Below are 20,969 nucleotides of genomic sequence, written 5' to 3' on the forward strand. Positions count from 1 at the left end.
CGAGATCCTTTCGCGCTCGGTTGCGCGCTGCTTCCACGGCGACGCGCCCACCCGGGTGGGCGGGCCTGCCGGGTCAGCGCCGGGCCCGCCACGCCTTGGCACGCCGCATGTAGCGCAGCACCCCGCCCGGCCCGGTGGAGACGGGCCAGTCGTCGGTGCGGAAGTAGGCGTCCGAGCCGCCGTCCAGGAAGATCACCGAACCGCAGAGGAAGTCGGCGGCCGGCGACAGCATGAACGCCACCCACTCGCCGACGTCCGCCGGCTTGCCGCGCCCGCCGATCGGTACCGGCAGCCCCTCGACCGCCTCCTTCTCGCCCCGGGCCATCTGCTCCTCCAGCAGCGGGGTGGCGATGATGCCGGGGGCCAGGACGTTCACCCGGATGCCGGCGCCGGCCCACTCCGGCGAGATCGCGGCGCGGCGTGCCCACCGCGTCACCGCCAGCTTCGAGCTCGCGTACGCGAACGGCGCCGAGCGCTTGCCGAAGCGCCCCACCACGCGCAGCGCCCTGCCGGCGTCTCGGTCGAGCAGGGCCCGCACGGCGCGCTCCGGCACCATCGGGGTGAGCGTGACGGAGTTCGAGCCGAACACCACGACCTTGCTGTTGCCGGCGGCGGCCAGCGTCGGTCGCCACGCCTCGAGCAGCTCCACCACGCCGAAGAAGTTGACCTGCTGCACGAGCCGGTCCCGGCCGGGGATGCCGCCGAGCCCGGCGGCGCAGACCGCCCCGTCGAGCCGCCCTCCGGCGCGCTCCAGCACCTCGGTGGCCGCCGCCGCGCGTCCGGCCGGCGTGGAGAGGTCGGCGACGACCTCCACGTCCCGCAGGTCCACGCCGACGACGGTGTGCCCGTCGCGCCGCAGCCGCTCGGCGGACGCCCGGCCCATGCCCGAGGCCGCGCCGGTCACCGCATACGTACCCATGTCGGTTCCTTTCCGCTTCGCCGACGGCCGGTCCGGGTCGGCCCCGTGCGTTCTGCCGGATGCTGGCACGCCGGGCGGCCCCGGGTGCGGCGATCGCGGCAAAACCGTGCCTATTTCGCCGTCCGGCGGCCCTCGGCCTGGTCGGCGGCGGGGAGCTTGCCCGCCGCGTGCCGCCCGACGATGTAGCCGTAGACCAGGCCCTGGCCGATGGTCGCCCCGGCCCCCGGGTAGGTGCGGCCGAAGGCGTTGGCGGCGGCGTTGCCGATCGCGTACAGCCCGGGGACCGGGGTCCCCTCGTCGGACAGCGCCCGGCCGAGGCCGTCAGCCCGGATCCCACCGCAGGTCCCGAGGTCGGACAGGACGACCCGGACGGCGTACAGGGTGCCGGCCAGGGGCCGCAGGTTCGGGTTCGGCGTCATCGTCGGGTCGCCGTAGTAGCGGTCGTACGCGCTGGCGCCACGCGCGAAGTCCTCGTCGACGCCGGCGGCGGCGAGCTGGTTGAACCGCGCCAGGGTGGCGCTCAACGCGTCGGCGTCCACGTCCATCGACCGGGCGAGGTCACCCGGGGTGCCCGCGCGGTGCGCGACGCCCGCCGCGTACCAGGACTTCGGCAGCGGGGCGCGGGGGAACTGCGTGCCGGCGAAGACGTAGCTGTTGCGGTACCGCTGGTCGAAGACCAGCCACATGGCCGGCAGCGCCGCGCGCTCGCGGGCGAGGCCGAGCACCCGCTGCCCGAACGTCATGTAGTCGCAGGACTCGTTGACGAACCGGCGGCCCGTGCCGTCCACCATGAGCGACCCGGGCAGGGAACGCTCGGCGAGGAGCACCGACGGCGCGGCGTCGCCGACCGGCGCGACGGCGGGGAACCACCACGCCTGCTCCATCAGGTCGGTGCCGGCGCCCGCCTCCTGCGCGGCGCGGATCCCGTCGCCGGTGTTGCTGTCCGCGCCGAGGCTCCAGTCGCCCAGGTCGCGGTGGTGGTGGGCGTGCCGCAGCGGCAGGTTGTGGTCGAAGCCGCCGGTGGCGAGCACGACACCCCGCTCGGCCCGTACGGCGAACGTCGTCTCCCCGTGGCGCAGCTCGGCCCCGACGACCCGGTTCCACTCGACCAGGAGCCGCTCCAGCGACGTCTCGGTCCAGACCGGGATGCCGGCGCGGCGGACGCCGGCGAAGAGGCCGGCGGCGATGGCCTGGCCGCCGGCGGCGTACTCGCGCCCGAGCGCGAGGCCGCCGAGGCCCTGGGCGAGGCGGGTCACGATGCGGGGCAGCGCGCGAACCGGGGTCTTCGCCATCAGGTTGAGCCACTTGTAGTCCGCGCCGGTGACCGGCATGGGCACTGGTGCGGAGAGGACGGCGGGACGCAGCCGCGCGCGGTCGGCGCCGAGGACCTTCAGGTCGAGCGGGCGGCACTCGCAGCTCCGGCCGGCGGCGGTGCCGCCGGGCAGCTCCGGGTGGTAGTCGGAGTAGCCGCGGGCCCAGAGGAACCGCATCGGGGTGGTCCGCGTAAGCATCTCGATCGTGGCGGTGCCGTGCTCCAGGAAGCTGCGCCAGCGCTGTTCGGGCGCGGAGCCGTCCACGACGGCCTCCAGGTACGCCGCGCCGCGCTCGGGCGTGTCCCCGGAGCCCTCGGCGGCCAGCACGGGATTGGCGGGGATCCAGAAGGCGCCGCCGGAGCGCGCCGTGGAGCCGCCGACCCAGCGCGACTTCTCCACGACCACGACGGAGAGGCCGGCCTCGTGGGCGCTGAGCGCGGCGGCGAGGCCGGTGCCGGAGCCGATCACGACGAGGTCGACGGAGGTCGGCCGGGGCTGCCGGGGTACGGACATCGGGGAACTCCTTGCTACGGGGCGACGACGGGCCGGGTACCGGCGGCGACGAGCGCCGTCGTCCCCTCGGCGTCCAGGGGGCAGTGGGTGCCGGTGAAGATGCTGGCGGCGCAGAGGTTGCAGTGGGTGCAGCGCGACCGGGTGGCGGCGTCGCGGCTGATCTTGTTGATCAGATCCGGCTCCCGGAGCAGGGCGCGGGCCATCGCGACGTACTCGAAGCCGTCGCTCATGGCCGTGCGCATCCCGTCGAGGTCGGTGACGCCGCCGAGCAGGATCAGCGGCATGGACAGCTCCCGGCGGAACTGGAGCGCGAGGTCGCGGAAGTAGAGCGGCTGGTAGGGGTAGTCGCGGAACAGGAACCGGCCGAACATCTTCATGCCGAGCCGTAGCAGCGGCGGCTGGGGCGCGGCCATCGCCGCGAGCGGGATGTCGCCCCGGAACAGGAACATCGGGTTGAGCAGCGAGGACCCGCCGGTGAGCTCCAGGGCGTCCAGGTGCCCGTCGGTCTGCAGCATCCGGGCGAACGGGATCGACTCGTCGAGATCGAAACCGCCGCGTACGCCGTCGCTCATGTTCATCTTGGCGATGACGGCCACGTCGTCGCCGACGGCCTCCTTGACGGCGGCCAGGATCCGGCGCGGGAACTCGGCGCGGTTGGCCAGCGCACCGCCGAATTCGTCCCGGCGTCGGTTGAGCTTCGGCGACAGGAACGATCCGGCGAGGTAGGTGTGGCCCAGGTGCACCTCGACGGCGTCGAAGCCCACCTCGCGCGCCGCCGCGGCGGCGCTGCCGTGTGCGGCCACGATGCGGCGGATGTCGTCGTGCGTCGCGGCGCGGTCGAAGCCCATCGCCAGGGGGTTGAACCGCGCCGACGAGGCGAGCGAGGGCAGCCCGTTCGAGCGGGAGTTCGCCACCGGCCCGGCGTGCCCGATCTGGGCGCTGACCTTGGCGCCGGTGGCGTGCACCGCCTCGGTCAGCCGCCGCAGCCCGGGCAACGCCTCGGGCCGCCAGTAGACCTGCCCCCGTTCGGTGCGCCCCTCGGGCGCGACGGCGAGGTAGGCGACAGTCGTCATGCCGACGCCGCCGCGGCCCACAGCGGTGTGGTACTCGATCAGGCGGTCGGTGACCAGGGCGTCCGGGGTCGCCCCCTCGAAGGTGGCGGACTTGATGACCCGGTTGCGCAGGCGAACCGGACCGAGGGTGGCGGGGGCGAGCGGGTCGGGAGTCGGGCGCGTGGCGGTCACGGGGCTTCCTCGGGTGGGGTGATGCGGATGTCCAGCCGACGCAGCAGGGCGTCGACGGCGTGGGCGGGCGAGCCGTCGGGGCCGCCGTGGGCCCAGTCGTACAGCGCGGCCTGGGCCGCCTCGCGGTACGCGGCGGCGACGGCGTGGCAGATCGCCCTCGGCGCTCCCGGTTGACGCCGGGCGATCTCCCGGGCGAGGGCCTCGGTCCAGGGCGCGTAGGCGCGGCCGGAGGCTTCCGCCAGCTCGGGTTCCTCGGCGACGACCCGCATCCAGTACCCGCCCGCGCTGAGCACGAGCGCGTCGTCGGAGACGGAGGCCACCACGGCGGCGCGCAGCGCGTCCGACAGCGGGATGTCGAGGGGCAGCGTGTGGAACGTCTCGGTCAGCCGCCGGGTGGCGGCGGGCACCCCCACCCAGGCGAGGGCGGCCTTGGACGGGAAGTGCCGCATCAGGGTGCGGGCGCTGACCCCGGTGGCCGCGGAGATGTCGTCCCAGCCGGTGGCGCCGTAGCCCTTCTCCGCCCAGAGCCGCAGGGCCGCGGTGCCGACCGCTTCGGGATCGAGCACCGTGGGCCGGCCACGTCGGCGCCGCGCGGGCGGGTTGTCCGAGGCCATGCGGCAAGTGAAGCATTTTTGTCGGGAAGCGTCAATAATCGGCGACCGCCCGGCGACGTGACCGCGCGCTCCGCCTCTAGCCCGTCCGCTGCGCGACGAACACGAACTCCCGATCAGGGCGATCAGGCGCCTGCCGCACATCGAGCACCCGGTATCCGGCGGCGGTCAGGCTCGACTCGACCTCGTCGCGGTCGCGGAACCGCAGCGTCGAGTCCGACGTGACCACCGCCCCGTCGGACAGGAACCGGTAGGTGAAGCGGAAGGACACGAACGGCAGGTCGATCGCGGTTACTCGAAAACGCCGTTCCACCCGCCCGACGCCCGGGACGGATCGGATGACCGGGCCGGTGTCCGTCGCCCACTCCTCCCAGGCGCGACGGTCGGGACGCCGGGTCTCGAAGACGAGATGCCCCTGCGGTCGGAGCGCGGCGTGGATGCTCTGGAGCGTCCGTCCCCAGTCGGCGTCGGTCAGGAAGACCTGCGCCACGTTCCCGGTCATCGTGGCCAGGTCGGCGCTGAGCGCGGGCAGCGCCGTGGCGTCGCCGTGGATCCAGTGGACCGCGCCGGCCCCGTCCTTGGCCCGCGCGACGTCGAGGGACGCCCCGGCCGGGTCGACGCCGACGACCGCGTACCCGTGCCGGGCCAGCAGGACCGCCAGCGACCCGGTCCCGCAGCCCACGTCGAGCACCGTGCGCGCGCCCAGCTCACTGGCGAGCGCGAGGTAGGCGGCCAGGTCGTCCCGGTCGAGGTCGAAGGCGTCGTAGACCGGCGCGAGACGCGGATGGGCGAAGATCGCATCGGGCATCCGGCGACCCTACCGACGCGGCGCTCGTCCTCCACGCGGTGCGTCGCGATTGCTCGTGCCGGCCGACACCTGTTAAGAAGGGGCCCTTCCTCTACCGGAGGCGTTAACAGGGGGCCCTTCCTTACCCGCCCACCGAGCGGTAGACCTCCAGCGTCTGGCGGGCGATCGCGTCCCAGGAGAAGTGCTCCACCGCGCGCCGCCGCCCCGCCGCGCCGAACGCCGCGATCCGCCGCGGGTCGGCCAGCAGCTCGTTCATGCTCGCGGCCAGGTCGGCCACGAAACGCTCCGGGTCCAGCGGGGTGCCGGAGCCGTCGCCGGCCTGCTCGATCGGCACCAGCAGCCCGGTTTCGCCGTCGGCCACCACCTCGGGGATGCCGCCGGTGGCGGTCGCCACCACAGCCGTCTCGCAGGCCATGGCCTCCAGGTTGACGATGCCCATCGGCTCGTACACGGACGGGCAGGCGAAGACAGTGGCGTGGGTGAGCACCTGGATCACCTCGTGCTTGGGCAGCATCGCCGCCACCCAGACCACCCCGGAGCGCTTCTCCCGCAGCTCGGCCACGAGGCTCTCCACCTCGGCGGCGATCTCCGGGGTGTCCGGCGCGCCGGCCAGCAGCACCAGCTGGACGTCGGCGGGCAGCTCCCGGGCCGCGCGCAGCAGGTACGGCAGGCCCTTCTGCCGGGTGATGCGCCCGACGTAGACCACGCTGGGCCTGCCCGGGTCGATGCCGAGCCGGTCGAGCACGTCGGTGCCCGGGTCCGGGGCGTACTGCGCGGTGTCGATGCCGTTGTAGACCACGCGTACCCGGTCGGGGTTCACCCCCGGGTACGCGGTGAGCACGTCGCGCCGCATGCCCGCGCTCACCGCGATGATCGCGTCGGCCGCCTCGAACGCGGTCCGCTCGCACCAGGAGGAGAGCGCGTATCCGCCGCCGAGCTGCTCGGCCTTCCACGGGCGCAGCGGTTCCAGACTGTGCGCGGTCACCACGTGCGGCACCCCGTGCAGCAGCTTCGCGGTGTGCCCGGCCAGGTTGGCGTACCAGGTGTGGCTGTGCGCCACGTCGGTGCCGGCCGTACCGGCGGCCATCTCCAGGTCGACGCCCATGACCCGTAGCGCGGCGTTCGCGCCGGCCAGCGCGGCCGGTTCGGCGTACGCGGTGACGCCCGGTTCGTCGCGCGGCGCGCCGAAGCAGTGCACCCGCACGTCGGCGAGCCGGCGCAGCTCGCGGGCGAGGTATTCCACGTGCACCCCGGCGCCGCCGTACACCTCCGGCGGGTACTCGCGGGTGAGCAGGTCGACGCGCATCGGTGCCATGCCCGCACCCTAGTGCAGAGCGCCACGTCGCACGCGGTGCGAAGTGTGGGCGTCCGAGTGGTGAAGTCGGTTCCAGGTCGTTAGCGTCTGGGCATGGCTGCCAAGGTGCTCGCGATCGTCCTGGCCGGCGGGGAGGGCAAGCGCCTGATGCCCCTGACCACCGACCGGGCGAAGCCCGCCGTCCCCTTCGGCGGGATGTACCGCATGGTCGATTTCGTCCTGTCGAATCTGGCGAACGCCGGCTTCCTCAAGATCGTCGTGTTGACCCAGTACAAGTCCCACTCCCTGGACCGGCACATCACCAAGACCTGGCGGATGTCGACGCTGCTGGGCAACTACGTCACGCCGGTGCCCGCGCAGCAGCGCCGCGGCCCGTGGTGGTTCGCCGGCTCGGCCGACGCGATCTACCAGAGCTTCAACCTGATCAACGACGAGCAGCCGGACTACGTGATCGTCTTCGGCGCCGACCACATCTACCGGATGGATCCCCGGCAGATGGTCGAGGACCACATCGCCTCCGGCGCCGGCGTGACGGTGGCCGGCATCCGGCAGCCGCTGTCGACCGCCGACCAGTTCGGCGTGATCGAGGTCGGCGAGGACGGCAAGCGGATCCGCGCGTTCCGGGAGAAGCCCACCGACGCGGTCGGGCTGCCCGACGCGCCGGACGAGATCTACGCCTCGATGGGCAACTACGTGTTCACCACCCGCGCGCTGTGCGAGGCGGTCGAGCGCGACGCGGCGGACAAGACCAGCAAGCACGACATGGGCGGCAGCATCATCCCGATGCTCGTCGAGCGTGGTGAGGCGAACGTCTACGACTTCAAGGACAACGAGGTGCCCGGCAGCACCGACCGCGACCGCGGCTACTGGCGGGACGTGGGGACGCTCGACTCGTTCTACGACGCGCACATGGACCTGATCAACGTGCACCCGGTGTTCAACCTCTACAACTTCGAGTGGCCCATCTACACCGAGCAGCCGCCGTACCCGCCGGCCAAGTTCGTGCACGCCTGGGGCGAGCGGGTGGGCCGCGCGGTCAGCTCGATGGTCTCGCCCGGCTCGGTGATCTCCGGCTCGCTGGTGGAGAACTCGATCGTGGCGCCGAAGGTGAAGGTGCACTCCTGGGCGCACGTCGACGGCGCCGTGCTGATGGAGGGCGTCCAGATCGGCCGCCACGCGGTCGTCCGGCGCGCGATCCTGGACAAGAACGTCCACGTCCCGGAGGGCGCCGAGATCGGTGTCGACCTGGAGAAGGACCGCCAGCGCTACACCGTGTCCGACAACGGAATCGTCGTCATCGGCAAGGGCCAGCGCGTCGAGCCCTGAGCAGTCCCCACCGCAACACCCGAGGAGGATCCCGCAGTGGCCCACCCCCGTGCCGGCCAGCCCGCCCAGCCCGCCGACCTGGTCGACGTGCCCCGGCTGGTCACCGCCTACTACGCCGAGCACCCGGACCCGGACGACCCGGCGCAGCAGGTCTCCTTCGGCACCTCCGGGCACCGCGGGTCCAGCCTGCGCAACGCCTTCAACTCCGACCACATCCTCGCCGTCACCCAGGCGCTCTGCGACTACCGGCGCGAACAGGGCCTGGACGGGCCACTGTTCCTCGGCCGGGACACCCACGCGCTCTCCGCGCCCGCCGAGGCCGACGCGCTGGAGGTGCTCGCCGCCAACGACGTGACGGTGCTGCGCGACAGCCGCGACGGCTACACCCCGACGCCCGCCGTCTCGCACGCCATCCTCACCCACAACCGGGGGCGCACCAGCGGCCTCGCCGACGGCATCGTCATCACCCCGTCGCACAACCCGCCGTCCGACGGCGGGTTCAAGTACAACCCCACCCACGGCGGGCCCGCCGACACCGACGCCACCACGTGGATCCAGGACCGCGCGAACGCCATCCTCGCCGCCGGGCTCAAGGAGGTGAAACGCATCCCGTACGCGCGGGCGCGCGCCGCCGCGACCACCGGGGAGTACGACTTCCTCGCCCGGTACGTCGACGACCTGCCCGCCGTGCTGGACATCGACGCGATCCGCGACGCCGGGGTGCGCATCGGCGCGGACCCGATGGGCGGGGCGAGCGTGGCGTACTGGGGGGAGATCGCCGAGCGGCACCGCCTCGACCTGACCGTGATCAACCCGCTGGTGGACCCGACCTGGCGGTTCATGACGCTCGACGGCGACGGCAAGATCCGGATGGACTGCTCGTCGCCGAACGCGATGGCCTCGCTGATCGCCGCCCGGGACGACTACGCGGTCTCCACCGGAAACGACGCCGACGCCGACCGGCACGGCATCGTCACCCCCGACGGCGGCCTGATGAACCCCAACCACTACCTGGCCGTGGCGATCGGCCACCTGTTCCGTACCCGGGAGCGGTGGAGCCCGGCCGCGGCCGTGGGCAAGACGCTCGTCTCCTCCTCGATGATCGACCGGGTGGCGGCCGACCTGGGCCGCCGGCTGCTGGAGGTGCCGGTCGGGTTCAAGTGGTTCGTGCCCGGCCTGCTCGACGGCAGCGTCGGCTTCGGCGGCGAGGAGAGCGCCGGCGCGTCGTTCCTGCGCCGCGACGGCAGTACCTGGACCACCGACAAGGACGGCATCCTGCTCTGCCTGCTCGCGGCCGAGATCATCGCCACCACCGGCCGTACGCCCAGCGAGCACTGGGCCGAGCTGGCCGACCGCTTCGGCGCGCCCGCGTACGCCCGGATCGACGCCCCGGCCGACCGGGCGCAGAAGGCGGTCCTCGCGAAGCTCTCGCCGGAGCAGGTCACCGCCACCGAGCTGGCCGGTGAGCCGATCGCCGCGATCCTCACCACCGCGCCCGGCAACGGCGCCGCGATCGGCGGCCTGAAGGTGACCACCGAGTCAGGGTGGTTCGCGGCCCGCCCGTCCGGCACCGAGGACGTCTACAAGATCTACGCCGAGTCGTTCCAGGGGCCGGAGCACCTGGTCCGGATCCAGGAGGAGGCCAAGGCGCTGGTCGACGGCGTGCTCGCCACCGCCTGACCGCTCGCGGGGACGTCAGAAGTTCCGCCCGGGCGGTTTCTGCCGGAAATCCACCTTTAGGGGTGATAGGCGTCCTATGGTGTGGCCATGTCGGTCGTCCCGCGTCCCCCACCTCTGCCCGGTTCCGCGTCGCCCGCCTCCGACAGTCGAGACCCGGTTGCTCCGCCGGATGTCCACGTCCGTCCGGCAGTCGTCGGTGACGCCGCCTGGCTGGCCTCGGTCAGCCAGGCGTCGTTCGCCGGTCACCTGCACGACTACCTGACGTCGGCCCAGCCCGGCGTCGCCCGGTTCTGGGAGGTCGTGCTGGCGCATCCGGCGTCGTTCCCCGGCCGCTGTTTCCTCGTGGCCGAGACCGACGGCGGCGAGCGGCTGGGCTTCGCCGACCTGACGCTCGTCGACCCGGGACTCGCCCACCTCTCCTACATCTGCGTGGTCCGGGCCGCGCGCGGCCGCGGCGTCGCCCGTGCGCTGTTGCGGGCGTACCTCGATCGCCATCCCGGCGTACGGGGAATGCGGCTGGACGTCTTCGCGGACAACGCCCCCGCCCGGGCGCTGTACGACCGGCTCGGCTTCACCATCGAGTCCACGAGCACGTGGTGGGTCACCGACGTCGCGGCCGACCGATCCGCTCCGTCCGCCGGTGTGCGGCTCGACGGTCTGCACGCCGCCCGCGCCTGGTTCGACACCTACGGCTTCGGCGAGCTCACGGCCGTCGCCGGGGATTGCGGCGTGCGATTCGGTCGTCCGAGCGCCCGGGTGCTGCGCTGCTTCGACGTCGCGACGCTTCGGCAGCCGGCCGTCGTCGCCGCCGTGCTGCGCGAGTTCCCCGAGATCGATCGCGTGCTGGTCATGGCGCCGGGCGACGTCCCGCCACCCTGTGCCCTCGGTGACCTGCGCGCCGTCAACCGCTCGCTGAGGATGTCCACACCCGAGATCCGCACCCGACTGGAGCTCACGTGACGAAGACGATCGCCAAGACCGCCACCGACCCGGGTGCATTCCGCACCCCGAGCCTGTTCTACGGAGCGGCCCGGGAGGGGATGCGGGACCTTCTCGCGCAGCCCGAGGTGTGGCGAGGCGAGCAACGCGGCATCCTGTTGCCGTCGTTCATCGGCTGGTCGGCGCACGAAGGAAGCGGCGTCTTCGACCCGGTGACCGAACTCGGCCTCGACCCCGGCTTCTACGACCTGACCCCGGACCTCGCGGTGGACCTGGCGTCGCTGGAGGCCCGGCTCGCCGAGCGCCGGTACGACGTGGTCGTGGTCATCCACTACTTCGGCCGTACCGAGCGGGCGGTCGGGCGGATCCGCAACCTGACCGATCGGTACGGGGCGCTGCTGCTGGAGGACCTCGCGCACGCCTGGTTCACCCACGCGCTCGGTGGTCCGGCCGGGCGCACCGGGGAGGTGTCGCTCTACTCCCTGCACAAGATGCTGCCGATGCCGGGCGCGCGCGGCGGGATGGTGACCTACCGCAACCCCGACCGGCTCACCGGGCAGCGCGAGACCGCGCCGGAGCTGGCGCGGTACGTGATCGACCACGACACGTTGGGCATCGCCCGACAGCGCCGGGAGAACTTCCGTGCCCTCACCGCTCTGCTCGGCACCCTGCCGGAGCGGGGTGACGCCTTCGAGCTGATGTGGCCCGAACTCGACGAGGACGACGCGCCGCAGACCCTGCCGGTGCGGATCCTCGGGGCCGGACGCGAGAACCGCGACCACGTCTACGCCGAGATGAACCGCGCGGGATTCGGCATGGTCAGCCTCTACCACACGCTCATCGAGCACCTGCGTGACCACCCGACGACGGCGCACCTCGCGCGGCACATCATCAACTTCCCGGTGCACCAGGACGTCGCTCCGGACGACTACCCCGACCTGGTCGCCGCCTTCCGCCGGGCCCTGGACCCGCTTCCCGGCCACCGCACCGTGGTGGCGCCCGGGTTCGGGGGCGACGAGGCGGCGCAGGGCGCTGCCGTCAGCGCGGCGGGGGCAGGTTCCGGCGGTTGAGTTGCTCCCGTAGCCCTTCCGGGAGGAGCTCGCGTAGCTGTTCGGGCAGCAACGGCAGATCGAGCAGGCTCAGTTTGAGCTGGTTGCGTTCCTGGTAGCGGCGCGGGTCCAGACGGACGACGCGACCGGCGTCGCGGACGTACCGGACGTGGATCGAACCCTCAGTCGCCGCCTGACGGATCAGCAACCCGTCCATCTCCACCGCCACCGGCGCGGAATCCGGCCGTAGCTCCAGGTGCACGGTCTCGTGGGCGGAGAGCAGAACCGAACGGGAGATCCCGGCCATCGGCGCGGAGGGTGTCACCACCATCGCCTCGGTCGCGGGCGAGATCAGCGGGCCACCGGCGGCGTAGCTGTAGGCGGTCGAGCCGGTGGGCGTGCTCACCACCAACGCGTCGCACCGGTAGTAGCCGTAGCGCTGACCGTCGACCGCCAGGGTGGCGGTGACGAAGCCCGCCCCGGGCTGCCGGACCAGGGCGATGTCGTTGAACGCCACCACGTCGTCACCGCAGACGTCGCAGGCCAGACACGCGTGCGACTCGATTGTGAAATCGCGCGCCACCAGCCGTTCCAGCGCCCGGGGCAGGTCGGGCGGTTCCACCTCCACCAGGAAGCCCAGCCGCCCCAGGTGTACGCCGAGCACCGGCCTCGGGTCGCGGACCGCCATCCGCAGCGCACCCAGCATGGTGCCGTCGCCGCCGATGCTGATCAGCGCGTCGCAGTGTGCGGCCAGGTCGCCGTCGGGCACCGCTTCCACCGAGGCCGGCACCCGGTGCCGGTCCTCGCACCTGACGGCCAGGGTCTTGCGGTGCTGGGCCGCCCACCGTGCGATCGTCTCCACCACCTCGGAGACGTCCCGGGTGGGATGCAGCACCAGCCCGAACACATAGCCCGCCACCCCTACAGCTCATCACAACGGTGGGCGGGCCGTCCGGCGTACCGGAAGGCGCTCGGGCGGCGAAGTGTGTCCGAACAGGCGACCTTCCGTACCCGTGCTCGGCTCCGGCTCGTTGGACGCGAGGTGGAACGGGGGACGAGTGGAGCGTCGATGCGAGTCATGATCATGGCGGGTGCCCGACTGCGGCATCGGCCGGACCCTGAGGTGCGCAGCCCGCGCAGCCGGACGCCGAGGTGCGCGGTGAGGAGCCGGAGGTGACGGTGGCGCACGGCACGGACCGGTCGGCCGCCGGCGTGATCAACCGCCCCGGGCCGCCGTTCGAAGCGGGCCCGCGGGTGCGGTCCGGCTCAGGTGTCGGATCCTCCGTGGTGCGTGCCGCGATCGTGGTGGCGTTGCTCAACTTCGACCAGTTCCCGCGCCTGATCGCCCGGGGGTTCGTGGTGACCGCCGTGCTGCTGGCGGTGCCGTTGATCCTCCACGAGGTCCTTCGTCCGGCCTCCCGGGCCCGCGTCGTGGTGTTCGGGGTTCTGGTGCTCTTCGGAGTGCTCGCGCTACCGGGGATCATCCGCTCACCGGAATCCGAGTACGGCCAGCAGAAGTTCTTCCTGCTGGTGACCCTGACGATGGCCGCCGCCCTGGCGGTCGCGGTGCTGCGCGGACCGCGGGACGTCGAGATGTTCGCCGTCGTGTTCGTCGTGTCGGGCCTGGTGCTCGCGGTCGCGGCCCTGACGGGGGACTCGGAGGGCGGGCGGGCGAGTGGGTTCGGCTCCAACCCGATCTGGCTGGCCCGAGCCGTCGGGGCCGCGCTCGTGGCCCTCACCTGGCTCTACCTGCGCAGGCGTCTGTCGGCCTGGCCGGCGGCTCTCCTGGCCGTGATACTCCTCCTCGGCCTGGTCGCGACCGGGTCCCGGGGGCCGCTGCTGGCCACTGTCGTAGCCATGTTCTTCCTCGTCCTGGCCGGACTGCGGCTGAAGATCCGGCAGGTTCGCCGTGAGTGGGTCGGCCTGACCCTGATGGGTGCCCTGGTGCTGGTCGTCGCCGCCTTGCCCGCACTGCTGCCGCCCCGGGTGTACGCCCTCGTGGTCGACCCGAGCGAGGAGCTGTTCGGGAGCGCGCGCGCAACCATGCGCGAGGCCACCATGCCGATCATCGCCGAGAACCCGGGCGGAATCGGTTACGGCAACTGGGGCGACTACTCCGGCATGGTCGCCTACAGGTATCCGCACAACCTCTGGCTCGAACTACCGGCCGAGGCGGGGTGGCTGGTGGGAGGCGTCTTCGTCCTGGCCGTCCTCGCCGTGGCGGCCGGACTCTGGGTGGTCAGCAGACGTGAGCCCGCAGCGGGGCTCGTCCTCGGCCTGCTGGCGTTCTACGCGGTGGCGGTGTCGGCCTCCGGCGACATCAACGGGGATCGACCGCTCTTCGTCGTGCTGGCTCTCGGCGTGCTCCTGCTCGCCGGAGCGCGGGCACGGGCTGCCGGGGGGCGGCCGGGCGCGGCCGGGGCCCGGCGGCGGGCCCGTGCCGAGGGATGGGGGCCGATGTCCCCGGCCCGCCTGCCGAGCGGGGGCGGGCTCCGGGAAGACACCGGCCGGGCGCGGGCTCTCGGTTGACCTGGCGCCGTTCCCGGTGGCCCGCCATGTCGGGGGCCCGGCGCGGCGTGCTCAGCATCGCCGCCGGGTCGGCGGGCGGCCAGGTGCTGGCGCTGGCGGCCGCTCCGCTCCTGGCCAGGATCTACCGTCCGGCCGATTTCGGTCTCTTCGCCGTGGTCTCCGCGTTGGCGGTGACCATCGGCACGGTGGCCGCGCTCCGGTGGGAGATGGCGATCCCGATCCCCGAGCGGGAGAGTGACGCCCGCGCGTTGGTGACCCTGGGCCTCGCTGCGGCCTGCGGGACGGGCGCCGTCGGGGCGCTGCTGGTGCTGCTCCTGCGTGACGAGGTGGCCCGGTGGTTCGACCAGCCCGATCTTGCGTCCTGGCTGTGGGTGGTTCCGCCCACCGCCGCGGCGATGGGCACGGTTCTGGTGCTCAACCAGTTCGCCGTGCGACACCGCCGGTACGGCATGATCGGCCGGCGCAACCTGTTCCAGGCCGTGGGCGTCGTAGCCACGCAGCTCGTGGCCGGCGTGGCGGGCCTGCGGTCCGGCGGCTTGGCGCTCGGGTTCGGTTTCGGGCAGGTGGTTGCCGCCGGGGTCCTGCTCGGGGGCGCGCGCCGGCGCGGCGTGCGGTTCCGGGGCCTCGCGGCTGTGGCCCGGAGATACCGCCGGTTCCCCGTTCTCATGGCGCCGTCCGGACTCCTCAACATCCTCGGTACTCAGCTGCCGGTCCTGCTCATCGCCTCCTGGTACGGCAGCACGGTCGCCGGCTGGCTGGGCCTGACCCAACGGGTGATCGCGATGCCGATCGCGTTGGTGTCCTCCGCCGTCGCCCAGGTCTACCTGGCCGAGATCGCGCGGGCCGCCCGGGAGCGTGCCGTGGACGGGCGGCGGATCTTCCTCGGCGCCACGCGGAGACTGGCGATGATCGCTGTGCCCGGCGCGGTGGCCGTCGTGCTCGCCGCGCCGTCGGCGTTCTCCCTGATCTTCGGGCCCCAGTGGCACCGCAGCGCCGACTACGCACAGGCGCTGGCCGTCTTCATGGCGGCTCAGTTCGTCGCGTCACCGCTCTCCCAGACGCTTGTCGTGTTCGAACGTCAGGGTCTCCAACTCGCCTGGGACGCGGGCCGTGTCCTGGTGATCGCGGGCGCTGTCTCCGCCGTGGCGCTGGCCCACGGATCCGCGCTGGTCGCCGTCTGGGCGTTCGGTCTCTCCGGAGCTGTCACGTACGGCGTCGGCTGGCTCATGTCGTTGCGTGTGGTGACGGTGGCGACCCGGGCCGCGAGACGTGCCGCCTCGTCACCCCGGCTCGTTCCACAGAGCTGATGGACAGCGGAACAGCATCTCGACCCTGTGCGGCGTCGTTGATGCATCTGTCAGTCAGGAAAGGAGTGTGCCCAGATGCGGGGCTCGTACCACGGGCGGCCGGGGTGCCGGCCATGACCGATCGAGAACGGAAACCGGGGTCGGCGTTGCGCTTGCTGATCGTCTCCTACTACTTCCCGCCGGCGGAGTCGGTCGGCGCCCGCCGGCCCGGCGCCCTCGCCGCCTTCGCGCTCCAGCAGGGCTGGGACGTCCGGGTGCTGACCACCGTCGCCGCCGGGCCGGGGGACGAGCCGGCCCTGGTGCCCGAGGAGCGCGTGATCCGCGCCGAGCCGTCGCCCCGGCTTCCCCGGGTCAGGCGGATCGAGGCCGTGCCGGCCGACGGCGAAGTCGCCCGGCCGGTGCCGCGACTGACCAGGCTGAGGGCGAAGGCCAACCGTTCGCTCGTCCGTGCCGGCCTGGAGCTGCTCGTCCCCGACCCGCAGCTCAACTGGGTCCGGCCGGCCATCCGTGCCTTCCGCCGGTCCGCCGGCGACTGGCGTCCCGACGTCGTCCTGGTGTCAGCTCCGCCGTTCTCCGGGTTCCTGGTGGCGGCCGCGATCGCCAACCGGCTGCGGGTGCCCTGGGTCGCGGACTACCGCGATCTCTGGTCCGTGGGCAACGAGTACTGGGTGCGTTCGGCGCCGCGACGGGCGGTGGACGAGAAGCTGGAACGTCGCCTCCTGCGGTCGGTGACGGCCTGTGTGACCGTGTCGGAGCCGCTGGCGGAGACGGTCCGCCGTACGTTCGGGGTGGACACGCATGTGGTCATGAACGGCATCGACCGGCGGCCCCCGCCCGCCGGATCAGTCGATGCCGTTCCCGTCGGCGGCGGCCGGGCGACTCTCACACTGGCACACACCGGGTACGTCTACCCGGGGCGTCGGGATCCCGGCCCCCTGCTGGAGGCGATCGCGCTGCTGGGCGACGAGGCCAGCCGGGTGCACGTGACGTTCGCCGGCGAGGACCACGGGATCGTCGACGTCGCGGCCGGACGGGCCGGCGTGCGTGATTCGGTCACCAACCTCGGTTACGTCCCGCCGGAGAAGTCATGGCGGATCCAGGCGGACGCGGATGCGCTCGTCCTGCTCATGTGGAACGACCCGCGGGACGCCGGCACGGTGACCGGCAAGATATTCGACTACCTCCAGGCCCGGCGCCCCATCCTCCTCCTCGGGTACGAGGGTGGGGTGGCGGCGAAACTCCTGCGGGACCGGGGCGCCGGGGTGGTGTGCAACGACCCCGCTGCGATCGCGGCACGGCTGCGGGAGTGGCTCGCCGTGAAGGAGCGGACCGGACGGCTGCCAGCGGTGCCGGCCGCCGCGATGGACGGCCTGTTCCGCGAGGACCAGCTCGGCTCCTACCTGGACATCCTCCGCGACGCCGCCGGGAGGCCGCACCACACGCGCCGCCCGCGGTCACGCTGAGCCCGGCCCGCCACCGATCGATCCCCGTGCCCGCACGGCGCGGGGACCGATCGTGTGCTCGTCGTCGGCCGCGGCGGAGACGGCACCGGTACGTGGACCGGGCCGCACTGCGGGGCACAGGGCCGATGCGGGCGCCTCAGCGGACGCCGGTGAGGCGCCGTTCCTGGTCGAGGTCGAGCATCCGCGCCGACGGGTCGACCGCCACGCCGGAGGCGCGCAGGACCTTGCCCGCCGTCCGCGCGAGGATGCGCAGATCGAGCCAGAGGGACCAGTCGAGAACGTAGCGGACGTCGAGTTCCAGGCGCTCGGTCCAGGCCAGGTCGTTGCGGCCGTTCACCTGCGCGAGCCCGGTGATGCCCGGCCGGACCTCGAAACGCGTTCGCTCCCGGTCGGTGTACCAGGGGTCGTAGCGCAGCAGCAGCGGCCGGGGGCCGACCAGGCTCAGGTCGCCCCGCAGCACGTTGACCATCTGCGGCAGCTCGTCGATGCTCAACCGTCGCAGCGTTCGACCGACGCCCCGGCAGCGGACCCCGTCGGGCAGCAGCCGGCCCTCCGCGTCGCGGTCGTCGGACATCGTCCTGAGCTTGAGGACCCGGATGCGGCGCTCGTACCGGCCGGTGCGTTCCTGCCGGAAGAAGACCGGGCTGCCGAACTGGGCCAGGACGAGCAGCGCGGCGACGGCCACCACCGGTGCGGTCACCACCAGGACGACGAGCGCCACGGTGATGTCGACCAGCCGCTTGAGCCGCAGCTCGATCGTCCGCCGGGCGGGGCTCACCGGGAGTGCGCCTTCCCGGCGGCCGGCGGCGCGTACTCGCCGGGTGGTCCGCCGACGCCGGCGGCGTGCTCGATGACCTCGGCCATCCGCACCGCGGAGATCCGGTTGTCGAAGTGCCGGTGCGACCGTTCGCGGGCGCGTACGCCGCGCTCGGCGAGACGCCCGGACCGGAACTCGTCGTACGCGTGCTCGATGGCCCGCGCCAGGGCGGCCGGGTCGTCCCGGGGGACCACCCACCCGCAGCTCTCGTCCACCGTCTCCGGCAGCCCGCCGGCGTCACTGACGATGCTGGGTACGTCCAGCAGCGCCGCCTCGGGCGGCGCGCCGTGCCCCTCGCTCAGCGACGGGCTCACGCTGAGATCGGCCGCCCGGTAGTAGGGCCGCACGTCGTCGGCGGTGTCGATCCAGCGGACGGAGTGGTCGTCGGCGACCCCGAACCGGCGGATCAGCTCCTGCCGGTGCTCCTCCCCGGCCTGGTCCGAGCCGCCCCCGACGAGCATCAGCACCGCCTCGGGGTGCCGGGAGCGGATCTCCTGCCACGCCGCGAGCAGGACGTCGTGGCCCTTGAACGCGCGGTCCCGGTGGGCGGCGAGCCTCCGCGGGGGATAGACGTACGCCACCATGATCACGACGAACTGGTCCGGGCTCAGCCCGAGATCCGCCCGGCACTTCGCCCGTGCCTCCGCACGCGTCGCCGCCGTGTCGTCCGGCAGGTCGGCGGTCGCCCAGGCCAGGTTGAGCCCGCTGGTCACGGCCGGCCGGCGCGACGCCGGCACGCCCAGTTCGCCGTAGAGGCGCGAGGTGTAGCGGGTGCCGCAGATGATCGTGCGGTCCAGGCGCCAGAGCAGCCGCTCGACCATCCGGACCGCCCGTGACTCCAGGAACGCGGGGCCGGCGACGAACTGCACCCGGGCCAGGGGCAGGCCGACGGTCGCGAGCCGCGCGCCCAGCGTGGCCGCGTACAGGTGGTGGTAGAGCACCTGGGGCCGCAGGCGGCGGACGAGCCGGCGCAGCCGCCACAGCTCGGACAGCGTGGTGAGGCTGGGCCGGAAGCGGAACGAGAACGGCGACGCCACCGTCCGGATCCCGGCCTCGGCCAGGCGCGTGTTCAGCCGCCCACCGGGCGGGCAGATCACCACCACCTCGTGGCCGCGATCCCGCAGGGCGCACGCCTGCGGGACGGTCCAGAGCCCGCCGTAGTTCGTCTTGACGATGACGGCGACGCGCAGTGCCGGCCGGCCGGTCGGGTCGTGGACGGCAGCACCGGACCGGGGAGCAGGCTTCACGGGTTCGCCTCCGAGCGTTCGGACCCCGTCACGAGTAGTACGAGGCTTATAGTCGCTTTGGCGTTAAGAACGATGCTCGCGGCATTTAGTAACCAAAGCTCCTGTTTTTCGTTGCTCCTGCGGAAGAGATGCGCGACCGGTGGGAGCAGAAGTGGAATTCGTCGTCACGGAGGGTGCCGATTCCAAGGGGTCCAACCTGACGGGTGCCCTCGGGGGAACGGGCTCGGCCGGCGAGGCGGGGGGTGCGGCATGCACGCGGTGATCATGGCCGGTGGTCGGGGGACGCGGCTTCGTCCGTACACCACGGCGCTGCCGAAGCCGCTGGTGCCCATCGGTGACAGCTACGCGATCCTGGAGATCGTCCTGCACCAGCTCGCGGCGGCCGGGTTCGGCGGTGTCACGCTCGCGGTCAACCACCTCGGGTCGCTGATCCGCGCCTTCGTGGGCGACGGCCGGCGGTTCGGCCTGCGGGTCGACTACACCGAGGAACGGGTGCCGCTGTCGACCGTCGGCCCGCTGTTCGGGCTCCGTGACCGCCTGCCCGAGCACTTCCTGGTCATGAACGGCGACATCCTCACCGACCTCGACTACGGGGACCTGCTGCGGGCCCACGTCGCCGGTGGCGCGCCGCTGACGGTGGCGACCTTCCGCCGTCAGGTCAAGGTGGACTTCGGGGTGCTCGCCGTGTCCGACGGCCGGGTGGTCGAGTTCGCCGAGAAGCCCACCCTCGACTATCGGGTGAGCATGGGGGTCTACGGCCTGGCGGCCAAGACCGTGGCGTCCTACCCCGCCGGCATGCCGCTCGGTTTCGACCAGCTCATGACGAGTCTCATCGAGCAGGGGCAGTACCCGGCCGACTACCCCTTCGACGGCTACTGGCTCGACATCGGCCGTCCCGAGGACTACGACGAGGCCAACCGGACCTTCGAGGCACAGCGGGACATCCTCCTGCCCGCCGGCCTCAGGGAACTGCCGTGACGAGCGTTCTGCTCTTCGGCGCCAACGGCTTCGTCGGCCGTCACGTCCATGCCGCTCTCGCCGCCGAGCACGACGTCACCTCTCCCCGTCGCGCCGAGTGTGACCTGATCACCGCCACCGTGGGTGAGCTGGGCGCGCTGATCGGGGCGCACCGGCCCGTCGCGGTGGTGAACTGCACCGGCCTGCTCTCCGGAACCGATCACGACATGGTCGCGGCCCACACCCTGGTCACCGCCAAGCTCGTCGAGGCCGTGGCGACCGCCGCGCCCCAGGCCCGGCTGATCCGGCTCGGCAGCGCCGGCGAGTACGGGATCGTTCCCGACGGCATGGCGGTGCCCGAGACGTGGCCGGGCGCGCCGGTGAGCGCGTACGGCCTGAGTCACCTGGCCGCCACCCGGCTGATGGAACTCGCCGTCGCGGCGAACCGCCTGGACGGCGTCGTACTCCGGGTGTTCAACCCCATCGGTGCCGGTCTGTCGCGGGACAACGTCCTGGGCCGGGCGGTACGTCTGCTGCGGGCCGGACTGGCACGCGGCGCCTCGGAGATCGCCCTGGGACCGCTCGGCGCGTACCGGGACTTCGTGGACGTCCGGGACGTCGCTCGCGCCGTGGCCACAGTCGTGGCGGCACCGGCGGTGCCGCATCCCGTCCTCAACGTCGGCTCCGGCCGGGCGGTGCGGGTGCGGACGGTGATCAGGGAGCTGGCCGCGGTGGCCGGATTCACCGGCGGGGTCGCTGAGGCGGCACCCGCCGAGGACGGCCACCGCTCCGCGGGCGTGACCTGGATGTGTGCGGACATCTCGCGAGCCCGGCGGCTCGGCTGGAGTCCTGCCCACGAAATGACCGACACGGTGAAGGCCATCTGGGCCGAGGCGTCCGACCTCGACCGGACCGCACTGCCGAAGGAGTAG

Annotated in this window: 18 protein-coding genes; 9 read left to right on the plus strand and 9 right to left on the minus strand. The window is 72.9% G+C overall.

Features of this window, described 5'->3' with window-relative positions; genetic code table 11:
* Nucleotides 1–73 precede the first annotated feature (73 nt).
* From AB0C17_RS08280 to glgA, 6 genes are all read right to left on the minus strand, one after another.
* On the minus strand, nt 74–919 hold the full coding sequence (locus AB0C17_RS08280; protein ID WP_357477414.1) for an SDR family oxidoreductase: 846 nt from the start codon (nt 917–919) through the stop codon (nt 74–76).
* A gap of 110 nt (nt 920–1,029) precedes the next feature.
* A complete protein-coding gene (locus AB0C17_RS08285) occupies nt 1,030–2,745 on the minus strand; it encodes a 3-ketosteroid-delta-1-dehydrogenase (RefSeq protein WP_357477418.1) in 1,716 nt (571 codons plus the stop codon).
* 14 nt (nt 2,746–2,759) lie between these two features.
* A complete protein-coding gene (locus AB0C17_RS08290) occupies nt 2,760–3,989 on the minus strand; it encodes an NADH:flavin oxidoreductase (RefSeq protein ID WP_357388949.1) in 1,230 nt (409 codons plus the stop codon).
* On the minus strand, nt 3,986–4,603 hold the full coding sequence (locus tag AB0C17_RS08295; protein WP_357477421.1) for a helix-turn-helix domain-containing protein: 618 nt from the start codon (nt 4,601–4,603) through the stop codon (nt 3,986–3,988). Before AB0C17_RS08295 ends, AB0C17_RS08290 begins: the two co-directional genes overlap by 4 nt.
* A gap of 76 nt (nt 4,604–4,679) precedes the next feature.
* Nucleotides 4,680–5,408, minus strand: a complete 729-nt coding sequence (locus AB0C17_RS08300) for a class I SAM-dependent methyltransferase (protein ID WP_357477423.1) — start codon at nt 5,406–5,408, stop codon at nt 4,680–4,682.
* Nucleotides 5,409–5,529: 121 nt separating this feature from the next.
* Nucleotides 5,530–6,723 (minus strand): glycogen synthase, encoded by a 1,194-nt coding sequence (gene glgA, locus AB0C17_RS08305; protein ID WP_357477426.1) that lies wholly within the window; start codon nt 6,721–6,723, stop codon nt 5,530–5,532.
* A gap of 93 nt (nt 6,724–6,816) precedes the next feature.
* On the opposite strand from glgA, the gene glgC reads away from it, so the two are divergent.
* From glgC to AB0C17_RS08325, 4 genes are all read left to right on the plus strand, one after another.
* Nucleotides 6,817–8,049, plus strand: coding sequence for a glucose-1-phosphate adenylyltransferase (gene glgC, locus AB0C17_RS08310; protein ID WP_194800913.1), 1,233 nt, complete (start codon nt 6,817–6,819; stop codon nt 8,047–8,049).
* Between the two features lie 36 nt (nt 8,050–8,085).
* A complete protein-coding gene (gene pgm / locus AB0C17_RS08315; protein WP_357477429.1) occupies nt 8,086–9,729 on the plus strand; it encodes a phosphoglucomutase (alpha-D-glucose-1,6-bisphosphate-dependent) in 1,644 nt (547 codons plus the stop codon).
* 87 nt (nt 9,730–9,816) lie between these two features.
* A complete protein-coding gene (locus tag AB0C17_RS08320) occupies nt 9,817–10,689 on the plus strand; it encodes a GNAT family N-acetyltransferase (protein WP_357477432.1) in 873 nt (290 codons plus the stop codon).
* On the plus strand, nt 10,686–11,738 hold the full coding sequence (locus AB0C17_RS08325; protein ID WP_357477435.1) for a DegT/DnrJ/EryC1/StrS family aminotransferase: 1,053 nt from the start codon (nt 10,686–10,688) through the stop codon (nt 11,736–11,738). Before AB0C17_RS08320 ends, AB0C17_RS08325 begins: the two co-directional genes overlap by 4 nt.
* Here the strand turns inward: AB0C17_RS08325 and AB0C17_RS08330 are convergent.
* On the minus strand, nt 11,707–12,636 hold the full coding sequence (locus tag AB0C17_RS08330; protein ID WP_357477437.1) for an NAD(+)/NADH kinase: 930 nt from the start codon (nt 12,634–12,636) through the stop codon (nt 11,707–11,709). The two genes, AB0C17_RS08325 and AB0C17_RS08330, sit on opposite strands and share 32 nt — an antisense overlap.
* A 254-nt stretch (nt 12,637–12,890) precedes the next feature.
* Between AB0C17_RS08330 and AB0C17_RS08335 the strand changes: the two genes are divergently transcribed.
* From AB0C17_RS08335 to AB0C17_RS08345, 3 genes are all read left to right on the plus strand, one after another.
* Nucleotides 12,891–14,246: an O-antigen ligase family protein gene (locus AB0C17_RS08335; RefSeq protein ID WP_357477440.1), complete on the plus strand. Its 1,356-nt coding sequence runs from the start codon at nt 12,891–12,893 to the stop codon at nt 14,244–14,246.
* Between the two features lie 26 nt (nt 14,247–14,272).
* The gene (locus AB0C17_RS08340) at nt 14,273–15,553 is read left to right on the plus strand and encodes an oligosaccharide flippase family protein (protein WP_357477443.1); all 1,281 of its coding nucleotides are present in this window, start codon (nt 14,273–14,275) and stop codon (nt 15,551–15,553) included.
* Nucleotides 15,554–15,666: 113 nt separating this feature from the next.
* Nucleotides 15,667–17,016 (plus strand): glycosyltransferase, encoded by a 1,350-nt coding sequence (locus tag AB0C17_RS08345; RefSeq protein ID WP_357477445.1) that lies wholly within the window; start codon nt 15,667–15,669, stop codon nt 17,014–17,016.
* 136 nt (nt 17,017–17,152) lie between these two features.
* On the opposite strand, the gene AB0C17_RS08350 is transcribed toward AB0C17_RS08345, so the two are convergent.
* Entirely contained in the window at nt 17,153–17,794 is a 642-nt protein-coding gene (locus AB0C17_RS08350; RefSeq protein ID WP_357477447.1) for a sugar transferase, read from the minus strand.
* Nucleotides 17,791–19,080: a glycosyltransferase gene (locus tag AB0C17_RS08355; RefSeq protein ID WP_357477450.1), complete on the minus strand. Its 1,290-nt coding sequence runs from the start codon at nt 19,078–19,080 to the stop codon at nt 17,791–17,793. Before AB0C17_RS08355 ends, AB0C17_RS08350 begins: the two co-directional genes overlap by 4 nt.
* A 249-nt stretch (nt 19,081–19,329) precedes the next feature.
* On the opposite strand from AB0C17_RS08355, the gene AB0C17_RS08360 reads away from it, so the two are divergent.
* Together AB0C17_RS08360 and AB0C17_RS08365 are read left to right on the plus strand one after the other, a co-directional pair.
* Nucleotides 19,330–20,058: a sugar phosphate nucleotidyltransferase gene (locus tag AB0C17_RS08360; protein ID WP_357477452.1), complete on the plus strand. Its 729-nt coding sequence runs from the start codon at nt 19,330–19,332 to the stop codon at nt 20,056–20,058.
* Entirely contained in the window at nt 20,055–20,969 is a 915-nt protein-coding gene (locus AB0C17_RS08365; RefSeq protein ID WP_357477454.1) for an NAD(P)-dependent oxidoreductase, read from the plus strand. Before AB0C17_RS08360 ends, AB0C17_RS08365 begins: the two co-directional genes overlap by 4 nt.

Source organism: Micromonospora sp. NPDC048887, assembly GCF_040649715.1.
Taxonomy (GTDB): domain Bacteria; phylum Actinomycetota; class Actinomycetes; order Mycobacteriales; family Micromonosporaceae; genus Micromonospora.